At 56.0% G+C, this 18,419-nt stretch carries 15 protein-coding genes; 7 read left to right on the forward strand and 8 right to left on the reverse strand.

The window, feature by feature from the left end; all coding sequences use genetic code 11:
• Window positions 1-40: 40 nt before the first annotated feature.
• Window positions 41-1,189 carry a YbfB/YjiJ family MFS transporter gene (locus AAER43_RS15485; protein ID WP_050862526.1) on the reverse strand — a complete coding sequence of 383 codons (1,149 nt, stop codon included), beginning with the start codon at window positions 1,187-1,189 and terminating at the stop codon, window positions 41-43.
• A 138-nt stretch (window positions 1,190-1,327) separates the two neighbouring features.
• On the opposite strand from AAER43_RS15485, the gene fghA reads away from it, so the two are divergent.
• Window positions 1,328-2,155, forward strand: coding sequence for an S-formylglutathione hydrolase (fghA, locus tag AAER43_RS15490; protein WP_050862527.1), 828 nt, complete (start codon window positions 1,328-1,330; stop codon window positions 2,153-2,155).
• Between the two features lie 260 nt (window positions 2,156-2,415).
• The gene (locus tag AAER43_RS15495) at window positions 2,416-4,401 is read left to right on the forward strand and encodes a ligand-gated channel protein (protein ID WP_057057723.1); all 1,986 of its coding nucleotides are present in this window, start codon (window positions 2,416-2,418) and stop codon (window positions 4,399-4,401) included.
• 54 nt (window positions 4,402-4,455) lie between these two features.
• Here AAER43_RS15495 and AAER43_RS15500 read toward each other — a convergent pair whose 3' ends face one another.
• Both AAER43_RS15500 and yieE read right to left on the reverse strand, forming a co-directional pair.
• Window positions 4,456-5,925 (reverse strand): amino acid permease, encoded by a 1,470-nt coding sequence (locus AAER43_RS15500; RefSeq protein ID WP_057057722.1) that lies wholly within the window; start codon window positions 5,923-5,925, stop codon window positions 4,456-4,458.
• Between the two features lie 170 nt (window positions 5,926-6,095).
• Window positions 6,096-6,962: a DNA-binding transcriptional regulator YeiE gene (gene yieE / locus AAER43_RS15505; RefSeq protein WP_014884572.1), complete on the reverse strand. Its 867-nt coding sequence runs from the start codon at window positions 6,960-6,962 to the stop codon at window positions 6,096-6,098.
• 97 nt (window positions 6,963-7,059) lie between these two features.
• On the opposite strand from yieE, the gene AAER43_RS15510 reads away from it, so the two are divergent.
• Window positions 7,060-8,106 (forward strand): YeiH family protein, encoded by a 1,047-nt coding sequence (locus tag AAER43_RS15510; RefSeq protein ID WP_047027533.1) that lies wholly within the window; start codon window positions 7,060-7,062, stop codon window positions 8,104-8,106.
• Window positions 8,107-8,170: 64 nt separating this feature from the next.
• Window positions 8,171-9,028, forward strand: a complete 858-nt coding sequence (gene nfo, locus AAER43_RS15515) for a deoxyribonuclease IV (protein WP_050862529.1) — start codon at window positions 8,171-8,173, stop codon at window positions 9,026-9,028.
• Between the two features lie 45 nt (window positions 9,029-9,073).
• On the opposite strand, the gene fruA is transcribed toward nfo, so the two are convergent.
• From fruA to fruB, 3 genes are read right to left on the reverse strand one after another with little or no spacing between them, the layout of a single operon-like run.
• Complete coding sequence (fruA, locus tag AAER43_RS15520; RefSeq protein WP_050862530.1) at window positions 9,074-10,765, reverse strand: PTS fructose transporter subunit IIBC; 1,692 nt, start codon at window positions 10,763-10,765, stop codon at window positions 9,074-9,076.
• A gap of 16 nt (window positions 10,766-10,781) precedes the next feature.
• The gene (gene fruK / locus AAER43_RS15525; RefSeq protein ID WP_008500936.1) at window positions 10,782-11,720 is read right to left on the reverse strand and encodes a 1-phosphofructokinase; all 939 of its coding nucleotides are present in this window, start codon (window positions 11,718-11,720) and stop codon (window positions 10,782-10,784) included.
• Window positions 11,720-12,850 carry a fused PTS fructose transporter subunit IIA/HPr protein gene (gene fruB, locus AAER43_RS15530; protein WP_023330930.1) on the reverse strand — a complete coding sequence of 377 codons (1,131 nt, stop codon included), beginning with the start codon at window positions 12,848-12,850 and terminating at the stop codon, window positions 11,720-11,722. The genes fruK and fruB overlap by 1 nt, the downstream gene beginning before the upstream one ends.
• A 361-nt stretch (window positions 12,851-13,211) precedes the next feature.
• Here fruB and setB point away from each other — a divergent pair, with 361 nt between their 5' ends.
• Window positions 13,212-14,393: a sugar efflux transporter SetB gene (gene setB / locus AAER43_RS15535; RefSeq protein ID WP_050862531.1), complete on the forward strand. Its 1,182-nt coding sequence runs from the start codon at window positions 13,212-13,214 to the stop codon at window positions 14,391-14,393.
• Here the strand turns inward: setB and AAER43_RS15540 are convergent.
• Window positions 14,390-14,644, reverse strand: a complete 255-nt coding sequence (locus AAER43_RS15540) for a YkgJ family cysteine cluster protein (protein WP_023330932.1) — start codon at window positions 14,642-14,644, stop codon at window positions 14,390-14,392. The two genes, setB and AAER43_RS15540, sit on opposite strands and share 4 nt — an antisense overlap.
• Window positions 14,645-14,805: 161 nt before the next feature.
• On the opposite strand from AAER43_RS15540, the gene yeiP reads away from it, so the two are divergent.
• Window positions 14,806-15,378 (forward strand): elongation factor P-like protein YeiP, encoded by a 573-nt coding sequence (gene yeiP, locus AAER43_RS15545; protein WP_014884579.1) that lies wholly within the window; start codon window positions 14,806-14,808, stop codon window positions 15,376-15,378.
• A 117-nt stretch (window positions 15,379-15,495) separates the two neighbouring features.
• Here yeiP and uxuA read toward each other — a convergent pair whose 3' ends face one another.
• Entirely contained in the window at window positions 15,496-16,686 is a 1,191-nt protein-coding gene (gene uxuA / locus AAER43_RS15550; protein WP_014884580.1) for a mannonate dehydratase, read from the reverse strand.
• 205 nt (window positions 16,687-16,891) lie between these two features.
• Here uxuA and AAER43_RS15555 point away from each other — a divergent pair, with 205 nt between their 5' ends.
• Window positions 16,892-18,358 (forward strand): fructuronate reductase, encoded by a 1,467-nt coding sequence (locus tag AAER43_RS15555; RefSeq protein ID WP_050862907.1) that lies wholly within the window; start codon window positions 16,892-16,894, stop codon window positions 18,356-18,358.
• Window positions 18,359-18,419 lie beyond the last annotated feature (61 nt).

The following is an 18,419-nucleotide window of genomic DNA, read 5'->3' on the forward strand; positions in this document are numbered from 1 at the left end:
GCGTGAGGCGACGCACATAATCCAGTATTCACGACGATAATTATTGCAATTGCTGTTGCCTTTCAGCGTGACGATTCCAGACCAGGGCGCCGCCGATGAACAACGCGACGCCCGCCAGCCCCAGCGCAGGCTCCAGCCGGTGGGTTAGCCAGGTCGATAACGCCGACGTCACCGGGCCAATCAACTGCCCGATGGCATACCCGGTGGTGAGCAGTCCCGCCATATAACGCGTGTGGTTCGGTGCCAGCTCTCGGCCGTATAAAAGAGAGAGCTGCACGGCGCAAAGGAACCCACCACCTACCAGCAGCCCGCCCGTCAGCAAACCACCGATGCCCGGCAGCAGCCAGGCCGCCAGGACACCCGCGCCCTGAAGCCACAGTACGATAGCCAGCCTGCGGTTAGCCGTGGAGATATGTCGCAAGGCAATGCTGAGCGCAATCCCCACCACAGCGGCGAGACCAAAAATCGGCCAGACAAACTGGGCAAACAGGCTGCCGGGAAAGCGTACGGCGGCCATTTGCGATAAAAAGGTCGCCGGAAGGATATAGCCAAATCCCGCCAGGCTGTAGCTCCAGACCAGGCGCTTTAAATCCGCGGTCAGCCGCAGCGGCTCAGGCGCTGTCCCCGGGCGATGAAGCTGGCCCGCACGCGGCAGATAGCGTGCCACCAGCGTAATCAACACGAGCGCCAGCACGCCGTAGATCTGCCACGCCGCACCGGCCGAAAGGGATTTCGCCTGAATATAGACCGCGAGCAGGCCGCTCAGGGCGATACCCGCGCCGGGGCCGGCAAACACCGCAGCACTGAGCCCCGGTTTACCCAGTTGCCCCAGCCGCTCGTTGGTCCAGGCGGCAATGAGTACCATTGACCAGCCACTCATGCAGCCGATCGCAAAGCGCAGCAGGCCGTGTACGACGGCGTTATCCGCCGCCGCGGAGAGCAGCGTCAATGCAACCGCACCCGTAATGCCGAGCCAGAGCCGCGTTTCAACAAAGCGGTGCGCGCGCATGGCATCCCATGCTCCCACCAGATAGCCAAGATAATTCATCGCCGCCACCAGGCCTGCGCTGGTGAGCGTGAGTTGCCCGGCGGCAATCATCAGCGGTACCTGAGGCGTAAAGGCAAAGCGCCCTATCCCCATCGCCACCACCAGAACGACAAACCCACTAAGCGCGATACGCAGCGCCATGACCGCTCCAATTGTTAAAGAAAAGTAAATTTATGATGCAACATCTTGCCGTTCCGCGAAAGTGAAAGTTGCTCACAGGTAAATGAAAACGCTGTATTATGATGCTAATGAATAGCTATTCTCATTAAGGAGCCTTGCATGGAACTGCTCGAAGAGCACCGTTGTTTTGAAGGTCGACAGCAGCGCTGGCGGCACGACTCCACCACGCTGAACTGCGCCATGACGTTCAGTATTTTCCTGCCTCCGGCAGACAATCCGCCTGTTCTGTTCTGCCTTTCTGGCCTGACCTGCAACGACGAAAACTTCACAACCAAAGCCGGTGCGCAGCGTATTGCGGCCGAGCTGGGTATCGCGCTGGTGATGCCCGATACCAGCCCCCGTGGGGACGATGTGGCGGATGATGCAGGATACGACCTGGGTAAAGGCGCCGGGTTTTACCTGAATGCGACCGAGCAGCCGTGGGCGAGTCATTATCGTATGTATGACTACATCCGTGACGAGCTGCCTGCGCTGATTCAGGCCGAATTCGCGGTAAACGATCGCTGCGCCATCAGCGGACATTCGATGGGCGGACACGGGGCGCTAATCATGGCGCTGAAAAACCCCGGGAAATATACCAGCGTCTCTGCGTTCGCGCCGATTGTTAACCCAACGCAGGTACCGTGGGGACAAAAAGCCTTCACCCACTATCTGGGCAAAGATGAAACGAAATGGCAGGAATGGGACAGCTGTGCGCTGATGCTGGCGAGCGACTCAGCGAATGCGATCCCGATGCTTATCGATCAGGGCGATGCGGATCAGTTCCTCGCCGGGCAACTCCAGCCCGCCGTTTTAGCTGAAGCGGCACGCCAGAAGGACTGGCCGCTCACGCTGCGCATTCAGCCAGGATATGACCACAGCTATTACTTTATGGCCTCCTTTATTGAGGATCATCTCCGCTTCCACGCGGCGCATTTGTTCGCGTAATTTTCGCTATTTGCCCGATAGCCTCTCGCCTGTCGGGCTTTTCCCCTTATTGACATAATCCTATCCGCTTGAATCCAGGCTATTTTCTTGCCACAAACATCAAACACAAATGATTTCAATTATCATTTGTGTTTACAATTATACATTCTTTTGTACAATTCCAGACTCTTCTCCATCACAAAGAGTTCTTACAAGACAAATACATACAGTTCTCAGGGTTATCCCGATGGAGTTTTTTTCTTTTTATATGGAATGTACAAATGACAATACCACGCGTTAAATTGCTGGCCGCCGCCATTGGCGCCGCCACACTTTCCTCCTTCGTTCACGCAGCCGATCAGGACACCGTTGTCGTCACTGCGACGGGTTTTGAACAAAAAATCCAGAATGCCCCCGCCTCCATCTCGGTGATTTCAAAACAGCAGATTGAAGATAAAGCCTACCGTGATGTCACCGATGCCCTGAAAGACGTCCCGGGCGTCGTCGTTACTGGCGGCGGGAGCAGCAGTGATATCAGTATTCGCGGCATGGCGTCGCAGTACACGCTGTTCCTGGTGAACGGCAAACGCGTGAGTACGCGCAGTACCCGCCCAAACAGCGACAACTCGGGCATTGAACAAGGCTGGCTGCCGCCGCTGGAGTCCATTGAGCGTATCGAGGTTATCCGTGGCCCGATGTCCTCACTTTACGGCTCTGATGCTATGGGTGGAGTCATCAACGTCATTACCAAAAAAGTGTCGAACACCAAGGCCTGGACAGGTTCGTTGCATGGCGATGCAACCTTCCAGGAAAACAATGATTCCGGTGATATCTTTCAGACCAACGCCTACGCTTCAGGTCCCCTGATTGACGGGCTGCTTGGCGCAAAAGTGACGGGGCTTTTGTCACGCCGCGCAGAAGATAAGATTGTGAACGGGTATAACGAGCAGAAAATGCGTAACGGCGGTATTACGTTGAATTTCACGCCGGACGAGCAAAATGATTTCGACCTCGACTTTGCCCGTGAACTTCAGGACAGAAACAGCACGCCGGGGATGTCGAAAGCGACGGAAACCTGCCGTGGAACGACCTGTACGCCAAATACCAAAAGCGAAACCCGCTATGAACATACCACCTACTCATTAACCCACAGCGGTTATTACGACGACTTCAATACCACCAGCTATATCCAACAGGAAGAGACGAATAACCCGGATCGTGAAATGCGCTCGTACAACACCACCTTCAACAACCAGAACCAGATCTTCCTCGCCGATCATACCCTGACTCTCGGCGGGCAATATCGCTATGAGAAACTGCGCGACAACGGCAATCAGCTGGAGGCTGCCGATGGCCTGAACAAACTGACACGCTGGAGTTGGGCACTGTTTGCCGAAGATGAATGGGCAATGACGGAAAGCTTTACGTTAACCGGCGGCCTGCGCATGGACAAAGATCAAAACTATGGTACTAACTGGACGCCACGTGGTTACGGTGTATGGCACCTCGCCGACCAGTGGACATTAAAAGGCGGGGTTTCTGCGGGCTACCGTGCACCGGACCTGCGTCAGTCGTCTGCCAGCTGGGGGCAGGTAACGGGTGGTGGCCGTCTTGACGGTATCATCGTTGGCAACCCGGACCTGAAACCAGAGAAGAGTCTGAGTGAAGAGATCGCCCTGCTCTGGGATAATAACGACAATCTTAATGCCGGTGTGACGCTGTTCAATACCGACTTCAAAGACAAAATTACTGAAGTTCGCCGCTGTAACAGCAGTTCCGATCCCGCCTGTACGATTGGCGATCATAGCTATGATTTCGTGAGCGACCGCGTCAACGTGGACAAAGCCAACATGCGCGGCGTGGAGTCTTCCTTCGGCTGGAAAATCACGCGCGATGTGAACTGGACTGCCAACTACACTTATACGGAATCCGAGCAGAAGAGCGGCCAGTTCTCCGGTAAGCCGTTGAACAAAATGCCAAAACATATGTTCAATACCACCCTGGACTGGCAGGCGACACCAGACGTCGGCTTCTGGAGTCGTCTGAACCTGCGCGGTAAAACGTCTGAGTATCTGAGCCGTACATCAATGTCCCAGGGTACACCGTCCTATACCCAGGTGGATGTGGGTCTGCGCTACAACGCGAACAAAAACCTGCTTGTGACTGCCGGTGTGTATAACGTGCTCGATAAGCAAATTGATTACGATACGTATGACACCGTGCTTGATGGACGTCGTTATACCGTGGGCATGACTTACAGCTTCTAACCGCCCCATAAAAAAGCCCGCTCAGTTGAGCGGGCTGAAAGAGAGGAATTGCGGTTATTGTTTAAATCGTTCCGGGAATTCCATTTCACTGTAGCGAACGAAGTGTGTTCCTTTCGTCAGTTTGTAACCAAACCAGATGATCAGGAACAGCGGAATACCAATGTAGGTTGCCGTGACGGCGCCCCAGTCGATAGTATCCGCGAGGAACGCTTCATAGTTCTGGCCCAGCGTAATAATCAGACACAGAATGAAGGCGAAAATTGGCCCCAGCGGGAAGAACCCTGAGCGATACGGCAGGTCGTTCAGATCATGACCTTGCATTACGTAACCGCGACGGAAGCGATAGTGGCTGATGGCAATGCCCAGCCAGGCGATAAAGCCCGTCATCCCGGAGGTGTTAAGCAGCCACAGGTAAACCGTCTGGTTGCCGAACATGGAGGTCAGGAAGCACAGACCGGCAATCACCGTGGTGGCGTACAGAGCGTTACGTGGCACACCACCGCGAGACAGTTTAGCGAAGATGCGCGGCGCTTTACCGTCGCAGGCCAGGGTGTAAAGCATACGGGTGGACGCGTACATACCGGAGTTACCCGCAGACAGCACTGCCGTCAGGATCACCGCATTCATTACCGCCGCCGCAGAGAGCAGTCCCGCGTGCTGGAAGACCAGAGTGAACGGGCTGACGCTGATGTCTTTCACATCGTTACGCAGCAGGCTTGGATCGGTATACGGAATGATCATGCTGATAATCAGGATCGCGAACACGTAGAACAGCAGGATACGCCAGAAGACCTGACGCACCGCGCGCGGAATGTTCTTCTCCGGGTTTTCAGATTCACCGGCCGCAATACCAATCAGCTCAGTGCCCTGGAAAGAGAAGCCGACAATCATCGCAACGCCAATCATGGCCGAGAACCCACCGGCAAACGGCGCATCGCCTATTGTCCAGTTGCTCCAGCCCGCAGGCTCTGCCCCTTTGAAAATACCAACGATCATCGCCACACCGACGACGATAAAGATGATGACGGTTGCCACTTTGATCAAAGAGAACCAGTATTCTGCTTCACCAAACCCGCGTACGGAGATGTAGTTCAGCAGGAAAATGACGACCAGGAACAACGCGCTCCAGATCCAGCCCGGCGTGTCCGGGAACCACCAGGTCATCACCAGCTGTGCGGCGACGAGGTCAACGGCGATGGTAACAGCCCAGTTGTACCAGTAGTTCCAGCCCAGCGCGAAGCCGAAGCCTTCTTCCACGTATTTTTGTCCGTAGGTCGAAAACGAACCGGATACCGGCATGTATGCCGCCAGTTCACCCAGGCTGGTCATCAGGAAATAGACCATCAGGCCAATCAGGATATAAGAGAATAATGCCCCACCCGGGCCGGCTGCCGAAATCGTTGCGCCAGAGGCAACGAAAAGACCTGTACCGATGGAGCCGCCAATGGCGATCATCGTCAGGTGACGCGCCTTGAGTTCACGACGTAGCGTGGGCGCTTCTGTGGTTTTAGTTTCTGAAACCATGGGAAAATGCTGTCCATTCAATAAATGAGGCGCGATTGTAGCAGACGATCGGCGTTCCTTCCGGCAGAAATACTCAGTTATAAGAGAGCTTCATGACGCGGCCAGGATTATAAGTAAAGCATCATTTTTCCCTCCCCCTTTTGGGGAGAGGGCCAGGATGAGGGGCAATTTCACATCTCGCAATAGCGCAGAAAACGCTGCAGCGAACTGGAAAGGTGTTTCTGACGATGATGGATGCACCACAGCGTGCGCACCAGTTTCGGCAATGGAACAGGAATTTCCACCAGCGATCCCGTCTCAAGCTGTTCGGCAATCACGCGTCGGGAAAGGCAGCTGATACCCAGTCCATGACGCACCGCATGCTTAATCGCCTCCGAGTTCCCCAGCTCCATTCCCAGCTGGAAATGCGGCAAATGAGACAGCAGCAGGTAATCGACAATTTCACGCGTGCCGGAACCCTGCTCGCGCAGGATCCACTGAGCCTGCGCCAGGCGCTCCAGCGTCACCTCGCCCTGTAATAAAGAAGAGGCCGGGGAGGCAAACACCACCAGCTCATCTTCCAGCCAGGGCTCGGCGATGATATCGACGTTGTGGCACGGACCTTCAATGAGACCGATATCCACGCGAAAATCGATCACCGCGTTGATGACGTCCTGGCTGTTACCCACGCTCATCTCCAGCGGCAACGAGGGAAAATCCCGGCGATAGCGGGCAATCACTTCCGGCAGGATGTAGTTACCGATGGTACTGCTGGCAAAAACGCGGATCGCGCCGTTGTCTTCGCGGAACAGCTGTTCAATTTCGATAGCCTGCTCCAGCAGAGCCAGCGCGCGCGGGTAAAGCAGGCGGCCATGCTCATTGACCACCAGACGCTTCCCTACCCTGTCGAAAAGCTGAACGCCTAACTGTCCTTCGAGATCGGTCAACGCCGCGCTAACGGCAGACTGAGAGAGCGCCAGCATTTGTGACGCCTGAGTCGTAGAGCCGCTCTTCAGCACTTCGGCAAACACTTCCAGCTGACGCAATGTAATGTGCATGGTTACTTACCACTTATATAGATTGATTATAAGTATATAATCAATTTTATTTTTAAGCCAGATCGCCGTAACCTTTAGCCAGACAAAGGAGAAGGTTATGTCAGAACTCACCTTACAACATCATCGTACAGTGTGGCACTTCGTGCCGGGTCTCGCGCTCAGCGCCGTCATCACCGGTGTGGCCTTATGGGGCGGCAGTATACCGGCAGTGGCCGGTGCCGGGTTTAGCGCATTAACGCTGGCTATTTTGCTCGGCATGGTGGTCGGGAATACCGTCTACCCGCACATCTGGAAATCCTGCGACGGGGGCGTCATTTTCGCCAAACAACATTTATTACGTCTGGGCATTATTCTTTACGGCTTCCGCCTGACCTTTTCGCAGATTGCGGATGTCGGAGTGAGCGGGATTGCCATTGATGTCCTGACCCTTTCGAGCACCTTTATGCTGGCGTGCTTTATCGGCCAGAAGGTGTTTGGCCTGGACAAGCAGACCAGCTGGTTAATTGGCGCAGGCAGCAGCATTTGCGGTGCGGCAGCGGTACTGGCAACGGAACCGGTCGTTAAAGCTGAAGCCAGTAAAGTGACGGTGGCCGTCGCGACGGTGGTCATCTTCGGTACGCTGGCAATCTTCCTTTATCCGGCTATGTATCCGCTGGTGGCGCACTGGTTTAGCCCGGAAACCTACGGCATCTATATCGGTTCGACGATGCACGAGGTGGCGCAGGTGGTCGCGGCAGGTCACGCCATCAATCCGGAAGCGGAAAATGCCGCGGTCATCGCCAAAATGCTGCGCGTCATGATGCTGGCCCCGTTCCTGATTTTCCTGGCCGCGCGGGTTAAGCAACTGGCTCCGGCAGGTGGCAGCGAGAAAAGCAAAATCACCATTCCGTGGTTTGCGATCCTGTTCATCGTGGTCGCTATCTTTAACTCGTTCCACCTGCTGCCAAAAGCAGTCGTGGATATGCTGGTGACGCTGGATACGGTGCTGCTGGCCATGGCGATGGCGGCTCTGGGTGTGACCACGCACGTCAGCGCCCTGAAAAAAGCCGGCGCAAAACCGCTGCTGATGGCGCTGGTGCTCTTTATCTGGCTGATTGTGGGCGGCGGCGCGATTAACCTCGCCGTACACAGCCTGATGGCATAAACCCTCTCGTCGTTCTCCTGTTAACCCGTTATGATAAGCGTTTCGGGTTAACAGGAGTCTTTTTATGAAATATGTTGGAGCGCACGTCAGCGCTGCAGGTGGCCTTGCAAACGCCGCCATTCGCGCCGCCGAAATCGAGGCAACCGCTTTCGCCCTGTTCACCAAAAATCAGCGCCAGTGGCGCGCCGCACCGCTCACCACCGACGTGATTGATGATTTCAAAGCCGCCTGTGAAAAATACCACTACGGGCCGGGCCAGATCCTTCCCCACGACAGCTATCTGATTAACCTCGGTCATCCGGTTCAGGAAGCGCTGGATAAATCCCGCGAGGCGTTCCTTGATGAAGTGCAGCGCTGTGAACAGCTGGGGCTGACGCTGCTGAACTTCCATCCGGGTAGCCATCTGATGCAGATCGACGAAGACGCCTGTCTGGCGCGTATTGCTGAGTCCATCAACATCACCCTGGAGAAAACCAACGGCGTGACCGCGGTGATCGAAAACACCGCCGGTCAGGGCAGCAATCTCGGTTTTAAGTTCGAACATCTGGCGGCGATCATCGACAGCGTGGAAGATAAATCCCGCGTGGGCGTCTGCATTGATACCTGTCACGCGTTTGCGGCTGGTTACGATCTGCGTACAACCGAGGCAACGAAAAACACGTTCGATGAGTTTGAGCGCATCGTGGGCTTCAAGTACCTGCGCGGTATGCACCTCAACGATGCGAAAAGCGCCTTTGGTAGCCGGGTTGACCGCCACCACAGCCTTGGCGAAGGCAATATTGGTCACGATGCATTTCGCTTTATTATGCAGGATGCCCGTTTCGACGGTATCCCCATGGTGCTGGAAACCATCAATCCGGATATCTGGGCGGAAGAGATCGCCTGGCTCAAGGCACAGCAGACCGCTGAACAGGCGGCATAAAAAAAGCCGGGTTGCTTAGCACCCGGCTTTTTTGTTGCTTATCGCTTACGCTGCTTTTGCAACCACTTCCGCTTCCGGACGTTTCAGCACCGCGTAAGAGAGACCCGCCACCAGCGTACCGGCAATGATTGCCAGCAGGTAACCCAGTACCGGGGTGATTGCGCCTGGGATCAGCAGGACGAACAGACCACCATGTGGTGCCATCAGCTTCGCGCCAATCGCCATGGAGATGGCCCCCGTCACCGCACCGCCCACGATACAGCATGGCAGCACACGCATTGGATCACGCGCCGCGAACGGGATTGCACCTTCGGTGATGAAGCACAGACCCAGCACCAGCGCCGCTTTACCGCCTTCCTGCTGCGCTTTGTCGAACTTACGACGGGCGATAATGGTCGCCAGGCCGAGCGCCAGAGGTGGCACCATACCGGCCGCCATGATCGCCGCCATCGGCGCGTAGGTCTGGGTACTCAGCAGGCCAACGCCAAACGCGTATGCCGCTTTGTTCACCGGACCGCCCATATCGGTACACATCATACCGCCGAGGATTGCGCCCAGCAGAACCGCGTTCGCCGTACCCATGGTTTGCAGCCAGTGGGTCAGACCCGTCAGGATGCCCGCTACCGGTTTACCAATGAGGTAAATCATCGCCAGACCCACCACCAGGCTGGAAATCAGCGGGATGATGAGAATCGGTTTCAGCGCTTCCATACTCTGCGGCAGCTTCAGCTTCGAGCTGATCAGCTTCGCGACGTAACCGGCCAGGAAACCGGCAATGATACCGCCGATAAAGCCGGAACCGGTGCTGACGGCCAGCATACCGCCGATAAGACCCGGCGTCAGACCAGGACGATCAGCGATGGAGAAAGCGATAAAGCCTGCCAGAACCGGCACCATCAGCGCGAACGCTGACCCCCCGCCGATCTGCATCAGCGCAGCCGCAAGCGTACCTTCTTCTTTAAATGCTGTAATACCAAACGCAAACGAGAGCGCGATACACAGACCACCCGCCACCACCATCGGCAGCATGTAAGACACACCCGTCAGCAGGTGACGGTAGGCCCCCGCAGACTCTTTCTTCCCTTCGGTGGCGGTTTTAGCCGCACCGGTAGCCTGGTAAGGTTTGGCTTCCACCAGCGCTTTATCAAATTCCTGAGCGGTCTTTTTCAGCGCCAGGCCGGTTGAGGTGCGGTACATCGGCTTACCGGCAAACTTCGCCAGATCGACTTCGATATCGGCCGCCACAATCACCAGATCGGCTTCCGCCACTTCTTCCGGGGTGATGGCGTTACCGGCACCCACGGATCCACGGGTTTCGACTTTTACCCACCAGCCGCGTTTTTTCGCTTCGGTTTCAATGGCTTCAGCCGCCATAAAGGTATGCGCTACCCCGGTTGGACACGCCGTTACCGCCACAATGCGTTTCGGCCCGGTGGCCACAGCCGCGGTCGGTGCCGTCGCGACAGGTGCGCTGTAAACCGACGCGTGGCCTTTCGCTTCACTCAGGAACAGTTCTGGATGTGCCACCGCGCGATTAATATCGCCCAGCCACACTTTTTTGCCGTTCAGCGCACTGTCCGCAGGGATTTTATCACCCAGAACAATCGCCAGTTCAGCATCACCCGGGTTATCAATGATGTCCAGGTGTGCTTTTTGTGCCGCCGCGCCCAGCAGGGTCTTCGCCATATAGGCGCGAGCCTGTCCGAGACCGGAGTCAATGATCAGCAGCGTTTTCATTATTCCTCTCCTGCTGTTAGTTAAAAGGTTTTAAGTCAACGCGCGCCATCATCGCGGCTAACTGGGTACGATCGGTAATACCGACATTGCTCTGGCTCACGGCCAGGGCTGCAACGGCGGTGGCAAGACGTAACGTATGTTCACTGGATTCACGCATCAGCAGGCCGTAAATCAGGCCGCCAACCATCGAATCCCCAGCGCCAACGGTACTCACAACTTCCATTGACGGCGGTTTGGCAATCCATTCGCCAGAAGCGTTAACCCACAACGCGCCTTCTGCACCCAGCGAGATCACGACGTGAGCGATACCCTGCTCACGCAGCGCATGGGCTGCATCAATCACATCTTTTAATTCTGGCAGCTTACGGCCAGCCCAAATCTCCAGTTCGCGGCGATTCGGCTTCACCAGCCATGGAGACGCTTTCAGACCCGCAACCAGTGCGTCACGGCTGCTGTCGAAAATAATGCATGGGCACTGGCTACGCAGGCGCGTCATCCAGTCAGTAAACGCTTCCGGGCTCACGCCGGACGGCAGGCTGCCGCTGACGCACACCATGTCGAACTGACCGAGCCAGGTGAGAGAGTCGTTAACAAAGCGCTCCCAGTCTGACGGGGTGACTTCGAAGCCAGAGAAGTTCAGGTCAGTCACTTCACCGTCTTTCTCCGTCAGCTTGACGTTAATACGGGTACGGCCCTGAACGACCTGGAAGCGGTTGGCAATGCCCAGCTCGCTGAACAGCTGCTGGAAACCGTCCTGGTTATCTTTACCGAGGAATCCACCCACGGTGACATCGATACCGAGATCCTTGAGCACTTTCGCGACGTTAATCCCTTTGCCCGCAGCATGCAGGCCAGTGGTACGCACGAGGTTTACTTCACCGCGCTCAATCTCCGGGCAAAACCCCACCAGGTCATATGCCGGGTTCAGCGTAATAGTCGCAACACGTCTGCTCATTATGCGCCCTCCCCCAGACCTGCCGCGATGGCGTCGCCAATCGCTTTCAGCGCCTGTTCAGCATCAGCACCCTGCGCGGTGAAACGCAGACGGTGACCTTTCTTCACGCCCAGCGCGACCACTTTCATCAGACTACGGCCGTTAGCCGGTTTGCCCGTGCCATCAAGGTTAGCCACGGTGATCTCACTTTCGAATTGTTTAATGGTATTCACCAGCATGGTGCCTGGACGGGCGTGCAGGCCGTGTTCGTTACGTACCACGAACTCAGCGGTCAGCAGGTCATCCGTCAGCGCATCATCACTGGTCAGCAGAGCCAGCACGGTGGCAGCATCCGCATTCAGCAATTTTTCAGCTTTATTATTCAGCAGCAGATCGCCCAGACGCTTCAGCACCGACACTGGCTGCTCATCGTTCATCGCCACGGTGACCAGCATGGCGGCAGGCTCACCCTCAACGTCAAACGCTGTGGCTGCGCGGCTCACCGCGATAGCACTGCGCAGGTTGCCTTCAGCACTGTCGTTCAGCCAGATACCCTGGCCAAGATTCAACGGTTTGTCGTTAATCACGCGCGTCACAAAGGTGGCATCAGCCGCCCCGGCTTCTTTAAGACGACCCGCGTTCAGCGCCTGCAGCGTGACCAGATCCGAAGCCACAACATCCAGCGTCAGCGTGTCATTATCCAGTTTCAGCGCTTCACTCTGTTTTTCACCCATCAGCAAGGCACGCAGCTCTTCAGCGGTTGTCGCTGACTTCAGCTGTTCTGCCACGGCGTCATCACTCAGGACATGCGTCAGCTGACGCAGCAGACCCAAATGTTCGTCGCTGCTGGCCGCAATGCCGATAGCCACATACGCTACCTGACCTTCGCCCCAGAGCACGCCCTGCGGGAACTGATAAACCTTCACGCCGGTTTTCAGCACCTGGTCGCGGGTGTCTGTTGTACCGTGCGGAATGGCAATCCCATTACCGAGGAAGGTGGAGGTCTGCTGCTCGCGCGCCAGCATACCGTTTACGTAGCCGTCCGCGACGTTGCCTGCCTGCACAAGGGCAGCGGCAACCTGACGAATAGCCTCTTCTTTATCCCCGGCCTGAGCGCCCGGGTGAATATCCTGAACAGATAACTGGAACATGGTTCTCCTCTCCTGCTGAAAGTGAATCGTTTCAGCTTACATGAGAAAAAATACGCTAGCCTGCTCCGTTTGCTAAAACAAGATAGCGCTGAAACGTTTCAAAAAGTCTTGCGCTTTCTGCAATGTCTTGCAAGAAAAGTCGTATTTCCGATCTCAGAATTTAGAGATGCAGCACATTTCTTCCGCATTCAGCTGAATTTTGCTGAAGTTCAGCAAATCAGTTTCAGCTAAGTTTAGCCAGCAGGGTGAGAAGTTGAAATGCCATTTTGATTTTTCGTGGCATCATTGACCTCGTCCACTGTTTATTTTTTAGCTAACGGCGTAAACTCCGCCCCTCTCTGTTACTCGCTAATTATAAAACATGCATAACACCCCTGCGGCCACCTCGCCGAAGCCCTTCGATTTGACGTCAACGGCGTTCCTGATTGTTGCCTTCTTCACGGGCATTGCTGGCGCGTTGCAAACCCCAACGCTGAGCTTATTCCTGACCAACGAGGTTCACGCCCGTCCCGCGATGGTTGGCTTCTTTTTTACCGGGAGCGCCATTATCGGCATCCTGGTAAGCCAGTTCCTGGCGGGCCGTTCCGACCAAAAAGGCGATCGTAAAAGCCTGATCGTTTTCTGCTGCCTGATGGGCGTCCTGGCCTGCGTTTTGTTTGCCTGGAACCGTAGCTACTTCATTTTATTGTTCGTGGGGGTTTTTCTGAGCAGCTTTGGCTCAACCGCCAACCCGCAGCTGTTTGCTCTCGCCCGCGAGCATGCCGACCATACCGGGCGTGAAGCGGTGATGTTCAGCTCGGTCCTACGTGCTCAGGTGTCGCTGGCGTGGGTGATTGGCCCGCCGCTGGCTTACGCGCTGGCGATGGGGTTTGGCTTTACGGTGATGTACCTGAGCGCGGCGGTCGCGTTTGTGGCGTGCGGTGCGATGGTGTGGTGCTTCCTGCCGTCAATGCGCAAAGAGCCCAAAGTGGCGACAGGCGTCCTGGAGGCCCCGCGCCGTAATCGTCGCGATGCCCTGCTGCTGTTTATTATCTGCACGCTGATGTGGGGCACCAACAGCCTGTATATCATTAACATGCCGCTGTTTATTATTGATGAACTGCATCTGCCGGAGAAACTGGCCGGCATAATGATGGGCACCGCTGCTGGTCTGGAGATCCCAACCATGCTGATAGCGGGCTATTACGCGAAGCGTTTCGGAAAACGTTTTTTGATGCGCATCGCGGCCGTCGCCGGGCTGCTGTTCTACGTCGGTATGCTGACGGTCCATACGCCGGGGCTGCTGCTGGCTTTACAGCTGCTGAACGCCATCTATATCGGGATTCTGGCGGGGATTGGCATGCTCTACTTCCAGGATCTGATGCCGGGCCAGGCAGGCTCAGCGACCACCCTTTATACTAATACCACGCGCGTGGGCTGGATTATTGCAGGCTCCATGGCCGGGGTCGTTGCTGAGATCTGGAACTACCACACGGTGTTCTGGATTGCGCTGGTGATGTGTACGCTGACCATTGGCTGTCTGGCGAGAATCAAAGACGTTTAAGGCGCGGTGAGCGCTTCCAGCTCAAGCAGATAGAGCATCGCCTGCGCGCGCGAACTGCCGCACATCTCGACCCCAGGCTGTAGCCCGGAGCAGACCTTCGGGCGCAGGGGCGAACCAAAGATCATACACAGGTTGGATTCAGAGAGCTGAACACAGCGGGTATTGGCGGGCTTGCCCTCCGGCATTCCGGGTATCGGGCTTGAAATGGACGGAGCGGTACAGCACGCGCCGCAATCTGGACGACAATCCATACATGCTCTCTCAGTGACGAAGCCCGTGCAGTCGGGCATCGGGCGCACAGTAACACCTTTTGTGCGTTGATAGCAAAAGCCACGAATTCCGCTTGCCTGAAAGGCCGCGCACGAGTAATTTGGCGCGATATTTTTTACCTCCCGTAAACAGGATTATTGCAATGCCAAGAGCGAACGAAATTAAGAAAGGTATGGTACTGAATTACAACGGCAAACTGCTGATTGTGAAAGACATCGACATTCAGGCTCCCAGCGCCCGTGGTGCTGCCACGCTGTACAAAATGCGTTTTGCCGATGTGCGTACCGGCCTGAAAGTGGAAGAGCGCTTTAAAGGTGACGATATTGTCGATACCGTGACCCTTACCCGTCGCTATGTTGATTTCTCTTACGTCGACGGCAACGAGTACGTGTTCATGGATAAAGAAGATTACACCCCGTATATCTTCACCAAAGATCAGATTGAAGAAGAGCTGCTGTTCATCCCTGAAGGCGGTATGCCTGACATGCAGGTTCTGACCTGGGATGGCGTGCTGCTGGCGCTGGAACTGCCTCAGACCGTCGATCTGGAAATCGTTGAGACGGCACCTGGCATCAAGGGCGCATCCGCAAGTGCCCGCAACAAACCTGCCACTCTGACCACCGGTCTGGTTGTGCAGGTGCCGGAATACCTCTCCGCAGGCGAGAAAATCCGCATCCATATCGAAGAAAAACGCTATATGGGTCGCGCTGACTGATAGCGGCGTTTGTCGTGTGGCGGCTTCGCCTTACCCGACCTACAAAAACACAAAAACCGGCTCTCAGGCCGGTTTTTTTGTAGGCCCGGTAAGCGTAGCGCCACCGGGCAACAGAACTTAAAGAAGCTCCGGGTATTTCGTCATCTTCAGCGCCAGCTCAACGCCGCGCACTTCCGCCATCCCTTTCAGTCGGCCTATCGCCGAATAGCCAGGGTTGGTTTTCTTGCGCAGATCGTCCAGCATCTGGTGCCCGTGGTCCGGGCGGAACGGAATAGGACGGACATCGCCAGCCTGCTTACGACGCGCCTCTTCTGCCAGGATGGCATCGACCACCGCGACCATATTGACGTCTCCGCCCAGGTGCGCGGCTTCGTGGAAGGTCTTAGGATTATCCTCCCGGCAGGTCGCGCGCAAATGCGTGAAGTGAATGCGATCGCCAAAGGCTTCAATCATCTGCACCAGGTCGTTATCCGCGCGAACACCGTAGGAGCCCGTACACATGGTAAAGCCGTTATAGATGCTGTTGACCGTCTCTTTCAGCCATTGCATATCTTCGATAGTGGAAACGATGCGCGGCAGACCGAGGATAGGACGCGGTGGATCGTCCGGATGCACGGCCAGACGCACGCCGACTTCTTCCGCGACCGGTACAATAGCGCGCAGGAAATAAGCCATGTTTTCACGCAGCTGGTTCTTATCAATATCGCCGTATTCCGCCAGACGCGCGCGGAACTGGTCCAGCGTGTATCCCTCTTCTGCGCCCGGCAGGCCCGCAATGATGTTGCGGGTCAGCTTTTCAATATCCGCTGCACTCGCGTCATTAAACCATTGAAGCGCCTGCTGCTGCTCTTCAGCGGTGTAATCCGCGTCGGCGCCAGGGCGTTTCAGGATGTGCAGCTCAAATGCCGCAAAGGCAATCTGGTCGAAACGCAGCGCTTTTGAGCCGTCCGGCATCGGGTATTCCAGATCGGTCCGCGTCCAGTCCAGAATAGGCATGAAGTTATAGCAAACCGTATCAATGCCGCAGGCCGCCAGGTTGCGAATGCTCTGCTGGTAGTTCGCAATCCAGGTCTGGTAATCCCCGGAATGGGTTTTGATATCTTCGTGGACCGGAATGCTCTCCACGACAGACCAGGTTAATCCCTTCTCCGCCAGCAGCGCCTGGCGCTGTTGAATTTCCTCAACCGGCCAGACCTGGCCGTTAGGAATGTGATGCAGCGCCGTCACGACACCCGTTGCGCCAGCCTGACGCACATCATCAAGAGAAACCGGATCGTTCGGCCCGTACCAACGCCAGGTTTGTTCCATTGCCTCACCCTCTAAAGTTGTTATACCAATATGTGTTACTGCAATGACGACTACCATACATGTTTAGCGTACAGGGTCAACATACCGCCACACGTTGATTGATCTAACTCACAGAACGGGGATATTTACGGCTCACCAATTTTATTTGCTGTCATATAACTTTACACTGGCATTGTTAATTAATGGTTAATCAGGTGTGTATTTCATGAAGACAATTGCCTCCACCTCGCTTCCTGCCCATGTTCAGCAACCTCGCTACGATCGCAAGCAATTACGCTCCCGGATCGTCCATTTTGGCTTTGGCGCATTTCACCGCGCGCACCAGGCCCTGTTAACAAACCGGGTGCTGAATGAAAAAGGCGGCGACTGGGGGATTTGTGAGATTAGCCTCTTTAGCGGTGATGTGCTGATGGGCCAGCTGCGCGCGCAGGATCATCTGTTTACCGTGCTGGAGAAAGGTGCTGAAGGAAATCAGCCAATCATTGTCGGCGCCGTTCATGAATGCCTGAATGCAAAGCTTGATTCCCTGTCCGCCATTATTGAGAAATTTTGTGAGCCCCAGGTGGCGATTGTATCGCTCACCATCACCGAGAAAGGCTACTGCATCGATCCCGCGACCGGTAAGCTGGATCGACAAAACGCGCGGATTCAGCACGACCTGGACAACCCCGCCGAACCGCATTCTGCGCCTGGGATCCTGGTCGAGGCGCTACATCGCCGCCGCGAGCGAGGTTTGCCAGCGTTTACCGTGCTTTCCTGTGACAATATTCCTGACAATGGCCACGTGGTGAAAAATGCCGTGCTTGGCATGGCGCAGAAACGTTCCCCGGCGCTGGCGGAGTGGATCGAAGGCCACGTGAGTTTTCCGGGCACGATGGTCGACAGAATTGTTCCCGCGGCGACGGAGGCCTCGCTTGCAGAAATCGCCGATGCGCTCGGCGTCGACGATCCGTGTGCCATCAGCTGCGAGCCGTTTATTCAGTGGGTGGTGGAAGATAATTTTGTTGCCGGGCGTCCGGAGTGGGAAGTGGCAGGTGTCCAGATGGTGCAGGACGTTCTGCCGTGGGAACAGATGAAATTACGCATGCTCAACGGCAGCCACTCTTTCCTGGCGTATCTGGGATACCTCGCCGGGTACGCGCATATTAATGAATGTATGGAGGATGCCGCCTTCCGTGAAGCCGCCCGGCGGTTAATGCTGGAGGAGCAGGCGCCTACGCTGCGTATAAAGGATGTGGACCTGACCCCCTATGCCGACAGCCTGATTGCGCGCTTCGCCAACCCGGCGCTGCAACACCGGACCTGGCAGATTGCGATGGACGGTAGCCAGAAACTGCCGCAACGGATGCTGGATGGCATCCGCATCCACCTTGAGCGAAATACCGACTGGCCTCTTCTGGCACTGGGCGTTGCCGGCTGGATACGGTACGTCAGCGGTACCGACGAACGCGGCAACGCGATTGATGTTCGCGATCCCCTCAGCGATAAAATTCGCGCGATTGTCGGGGCCAGCCGCGACGCTGACCGCGTTAACGCGCTGCTGGGGCTGAGCGAGGTCTTTGGCCACGATCTCCCCCAGAATAGCGTATTTGTTGAGGCGGTAAGCGAGGCATACGCGCGCATCACCCGCCGCGGCGCCCGTCAGGCTGTTATAGAAACGTTAAATATTTAACGATTATTGCGCTTAACGCGAACGGACGTCGCCGCCGTTCGCCCTTCCCCTTCTCATTGGG

It is taken from the genome of Enterobacter sp. FUJ80071 (genome assembly GCF_038739915.1).
GTDB lineage: Bacteria > Pseudomonadota > Gammaproteobacteria > Enterobacterales > Enterobacteriaceae > Enterobacter > Enterobacter kobei.

Excerpts from the sequence above, each read along its gene's own strand:
- AAER43_RS15540 (WP_023330932.1), bottom strand. The coding sequence starts at position 14,644 with ATGGATTGTCGTCCAGATTGCGGCGCGTGCTGTACCGCTCCGTCCATT.
- fruA (WP_050862530.1), bottom strand. The coding sequence starts at position 10,765 with ATGAAAACGCTGCTGATCATTGACTCCGGTCTCGGACAGGCTCGCGCC.
- AAER43_RS15500 (WP_057057722.1), bottom strand. The coding sequence starts at position 5,925 with ATGGTTTCAGAAACTAAAACCACAGAAGCGCCCACGCTACGTCGTGAA.
- AAER43_RS15485 (WP_050862526.1), bottom strand. The coding sequence starts at position 1,189 with ATGGCGCTGCGTATCGCGCTTAGTGGGTTTGTCGTTCTGGTGGTGGCG.
- nfo (WP_050862529.1), top strand. The coding sequence starts at position 8,171 with ATGAAATATGTTGGAGCGCACGTCAGCGCTGCAGGTGGCCTTGCAAAC.
- yeiP (WP_014884579.1), top strand. The coding sequence starts at position 14,806 with ATGCCAAGAGCGAACGAAATTAAGAAAGGTATGGTACTGAATTACAAC.
- setB (WP_050862531.1), top strand. The coding sequence starts at position 13,212 with ATGCATAACACCCCTGCGGCCACCTCGCCGAAGCCCTTCGATTTGACG.
- uxuA (WP_014884580.1), bottom strand. The coding sequence starts at position 16,686 with ATGGAACAAACCTGGCGTTGGTACGGGCCGAACGATCCGGTTTCTCTT.
- AAER43_RS15510 (WP_047027533.1), top strand. The coding sequence starts at position 7,060 with ATGTCAGAACTCACCTTACAACATCATCGTACAGTGTGGCACTTCGTG.
- fghA (WP_050862527.1), top strand. The coding sequence starts at position 1,328 with ATGGAACTGCTCGAAGAGCACCGTTGTTTTGAAGGTCGACAGCAGCGC.
- AAER43_RS15555 (WP_050862907.1), top strand. The coding sequence starts at position 16,892 with ATGAAGACAATTGCCTCCACCTCGCTTCCTGCCCATGTTCAGCAACCT.
- yieE (WP_014884572.1), bottom strand. The coding sequence starts at position 6,962 with ATGCACATTACATTGCGTCAGCTGGAAGTGTTTGCCGAAGTGCTGAAG.
- AAER43_RS15495 (WP_057057723.1), top strand. The coding sequence starts at position 2,416 with ATGACAATACCACGCGTTAAATTGCTGGCCGCCGCCATTGGCGCCGCC.
- fruK (WP_008500936.1), bottom strand. The coding sequence starts at position 11,720 with ATGAGCAGACGTGTTGCGACTATTACGCTGAACCCGGCATATGACCTG.
- fruB (WP_023330930.1), bottom strand. The coding sequence starts at position 12,850 with ATGTTCCAGTTATCTGTTCAGGATATTCACCCGGGCGCTCAGGCCGGG.